Origin of the sequence: Candidatus Symbiopectobacterium sp., from assembly GCF_020054415.1 — a bacterium.
GTDB lineage: Bacteria > Pseudomonadota > Gammaproteobacteria > Enterobacterales > Enterobacteriaceae > Symbiopectobacterium.
The window spans coordinates 1-3,340 of sequence record NZ_JAHWCO010000123.1 but is presented as its reverse complement, the minus strand read 5'-3'; the positions used below and the strand labels follow the sequence as shown (position 1 = coordinate 3,340).

Sequence of the window (3,340 nt, the reverse complement as noted above, 5' to 3'; positions counted from 1 at the left end):
TTGTTAGCAAGCTGTATACACAGCGTATTGAGCGTGCACATCTGACACTGCGTAACCGATTGCAACGGCTCAATCGCAAGACGCTCGGATATTCAAAATCATCCGAAATGCACGATAGGATCATCGGTACTTACATCGAACTCGAGTACTACGTTTGATTCTACATCAACTCATTGAATACACGACTATTCTTTGCGGTACTGGCCATGTGGTGTATACCATTCTGCCGATTATTTATGATGTCGCCATCAAAAATAATATCCGTCCGGAACGCCCCATGGCAGCCAGTTCGATCAGCGCACAAATGAAATGGGGATTATCGCCAGCCCGGTTTCCGTGGCGGTGGTTTCGTTAGTAGCCATGCTGGGGAATTTTACTTTTAACGGTCGCCGTCTGGAATTCCTCGATCTGCTGGCCATTACCATTCCGTCAACGCTGTTAGGTATTCTAGCGATTGGTATTTTCAGTTGGTTCCGCGGTAAAGATCTGGATAAAGATGAAGACGTCCAGAAATTCATCTCCGTGCCAGAAAACAAGCATTACGTTTACGGTGATACCGCTACGCTGCTGGATAAAAAACTGCCCAAGAGCAACTGGGTTGCCATGTGGATCTTCCTGGCAGCCATTGCTGCGGTGGCGATTCTCGGTGCCGATGCCGACTTGCGCCCAAGCTTTGGCGGTAAACCTCTTTCCATGGTGCTGGTCATCCAGATGTTCATGCTGTTTGCGGGTGCAGTGATTATCATTGCCACTAAAACCAATCCGGCCAATATCTCCAAAAACGAGGTCTTCCGCTCTGGGATGATCGCCATCGTTGCGGTGTATGGGATTGCCTGGACGGCAGAGACCATGTTTGGTGCGCACTTGGATCAAATCAAGGCCACGCTGGGCACGCTGGTGAAAGAGTACCCGTGGGCTTATGCCTTGATCTTGCTACTGGTGTCGAAGTTTGTTAACTCGCAGGCGGCAGCACTGGCAGCGATCATGCCGGTAGCGTTAGCCATCGGCGTGGATCCGGCATATATCGTCGCCTCAGCGCCTGCATGCTATGGCTACTATATTCTGCCTACCTACCCCAGCGATCTGGCTGCCATCCAATTTGACCGCTCCGGTACCACCAAGATTGGCCGCTTCGTTATCAACCACAGCTTTATTCTGCCGGGGTTGATTGGAGTATCCACATCCTGTGTGTTTGGCTGGGTATTTGCCGCCATGTACGGCTTCCTCTAATTCTTGCCATAAAAACCGCCCAGTTCTCGGGCGGTTTTTTTATTGTATTTCCAACGCGTTAATCAGACCTTACTCTGTACCAGCCGTGAATCAGTACCCTTGATTTCGCGCTCGTAGGCGCGGGCTTTCTCTTCATCAAACTGCCCTTCCCACTTCGCAACGACCAGTACGGCAAGCGCGTTGCCCACTACGTTCAGCGCCGTGCGCGCCATGTCCATGATGCGATCCACGCCGGCAATAAAGGCCAACCCCTCCAACGGAATGCCCACGGTGCCCAAGGTTGCCAACAGCACCACAAACGAGACACCCGGCACACCGGCAATCCCTTTTGAGGTCAGCATCAGGGTTAACACCAGTACAATCTCCTGCCACAGAGACAGATCAATGCCATATAGTTGGGCAATGAAAATAGCGGCGATACTTTGGTACAGCGTAGAACCGTCCAGGTTAAACGAGTAGCCCGTCGGCACCACAAAACTAGTGATCGATTTTGGCGCGCCGTAGGCTTCCATCTTTTCAATGATGCGCGGCAACACGGTTTCTGAACTGGCGGTGGAATAGGCCAAGATCAGTTCATCTTTCAAAATACGGATCAGCATAGTGACACGCAGACGGCACAAGCGTGCTACACCCCCTAATACCACCAGCGCGAAGAACAGAATGGTGACATACACCAGAATCACCAGTTTGGCGAGCGGCCACAACGAAGCAAACCCGAAGTTGGCTACTGTCACCGAAATCAACGCAAACACCCCAACCGGCGCGTAGCTCATGATCATGTGAGTGACTTTAAACATGGTTTCCGATACGCCGCGAAACACGTTCAACAGCGGATCGCGATGCGCTTTGGGGAGCGACGACAGCCCCAGCCCAAACATGACGGAAAAGAAGATAATCGGCAATATATCGCCATTGGCAATCGCCGCAAAAATGTTGGGGGGGATGAGCGACAACACGGTCACCACCAAACTGTGCGACCCACTCTGCACCTGTTCGGTGGTCTTTTGGTACTGATAGATGTCCACTGTAGTCAATGATGACATATCGATACCGTGACCGGGTTGGAACAGGTTTGCCAGCGTAATGCCAAGAATAATGGCAAAGGTGGTGATCACCTCAAAATAGACAATGGTTTTAAGACCAATACGCCCCAGCTTCTTGGCATCCCCAACCCCGGCGATGCCCACGATCAGCGTGGCAATCACAATCGGCACCACGATCATTTTGATTAGCCGGATAAAAATATCACCGGCTGGACTCAAAATGTTACTGATAAGCCACTGGCGCTCATCGTGGCTTTCATGCAGTACGGCACCAACAAGGATGCCAAGGAACAACGCAATAAGGATTTGCCAGGCTAGGCTGATTTTGATTGATTTCATAGTGAATTCCATTGCAAGACCACCCGGTGCCGCGAACGTACGGCCACAGCGCCTCTCTTCCGGTTGAACGGCGCACAAGGGTGGCTGAGATAAAATGCGACCAATGTGAATGCTGATGCAGTACATCTTGATAACCCTAGGTACGGTGCACACGTTTGAATACGGCCCGCAATAGTGCTGAATGGATTGACAAGTGACTATATCTGAAAGCAAAACATCAGACATACGTTATTGTTATGGCCGGGGGATACTACTATCCCATTTCCGTGAGATCAAGCAGGCAAACAGCGTCAAAAGTCACAGTTATGTCAAAAAAATGTGATAAAACACTGAAAAGTGTGTGAAAAAAAGGTCGTGTATTCAGTATGTTGATTGCAGTGTGAAATGTCCGGTTTTGGATGTGGAATACAGTGGCTAAAGTTGATGTAAAATGCCCGTTTTGTGAACAGACATCTCCTGTGAAAAAACACGGTTATGGCAAAAGTGGCCATCAGCGTTACCGTCGTCAGTCATGCAAACACGGATGGCCACAGGGCTTACAACGACGAACTTCCAAAAGTAAAACACATTATTAGCAAGCTGTATACACAGCGTATTGAGCGTACACATCTGACACTGCGTAACCGATTGCAACGGCTCAATCGCAAGACGCTCGGATATTCAAAATCATCCGAAATGCACGATAGGATCATCGGTACTTACATCGAACGCGAGTACTACGTTTGATG

General features: G+C 49.8%; 4 protein-coding genes and 2 pseudogenes. 4 read left to right on the top strand and 2 right to left on the bottom strand.

Annotated elements, in window-relative coordinates:
• On the top strand, positions 1-158 hold a 158-nt coding region (locus QZ506_RS03805; RefSeq protein WP_291969190.1), incomplete at its 5' end, for an IS1 family transposase.
• 26 nt (positions 159-184) lie between these two features.
• A pseudogene (locus QZ506_RS03800) lies at positions 185-1,230 on the top strand (anaerobic C4-dicarboxylate transporter); the annotation flags it as partial.
• Positions 1,231-1,292: 62 nt separating this feature from the next.
• Here QZ506_RS03800 and gltP read toward each other — a convergent pair.
• Positions 1,293-2,612 (bottom strand): glutamate/aspartate:proton symporter GltP, encoded by a 1,320-nt coding sequence (gene gltP, locus QZ506_RS03795; RefSeq protein WP_291969188.1) that lies wholly within the window; start codon positions 2,610-2,612, stop codon positions 1,293-1,295.
• Positions 2,613-2,920: 308 nt separating this feature from the next.
• Positions 2,921-3,103, bottom strand: coding sequence for a hypothetical protein (locus QZ506_RS03790; protein ID WP_291969186.1), 183 nt, complete (start codon positions 3,101-3,103; stop codon positions 2,921-2,923).
• Between QZ506_RS03790 and QZ506_RS03785 the strand changes: the two genes are divergently transcribed.
• Both QZ506_RS03785 and QZ506_RS03780 read left to right on the top strand, forming a co-directional pair.
• Positions 3,071-3,187 carry a hypothetical protein gene (locus QZ506_RS03785; protein WP_291969184.1) on the top strand — a complete coding sequence of 39 codons (117 nt, stop codon included), beginning with the start codon at positions 3,071-3,073 and terminating at the stop codon, positions 3,185-3,187. The genes QZ506_RS03790 and QZ506_RS03785 overlap by 33 nt on opposite strands.
• Positions 3,159-3,338: pseudogene (locus QZ506_RS03780) on the top strand (IS1 family transposase); the annotation flags it as partial. The gene QZ506_RS03785 and the pseudogene QZ506_RS03780, both read left to right, overlap by 29 nt.
• Positions 3,339-3,340 lie beyond the last annotated feature (2 nt).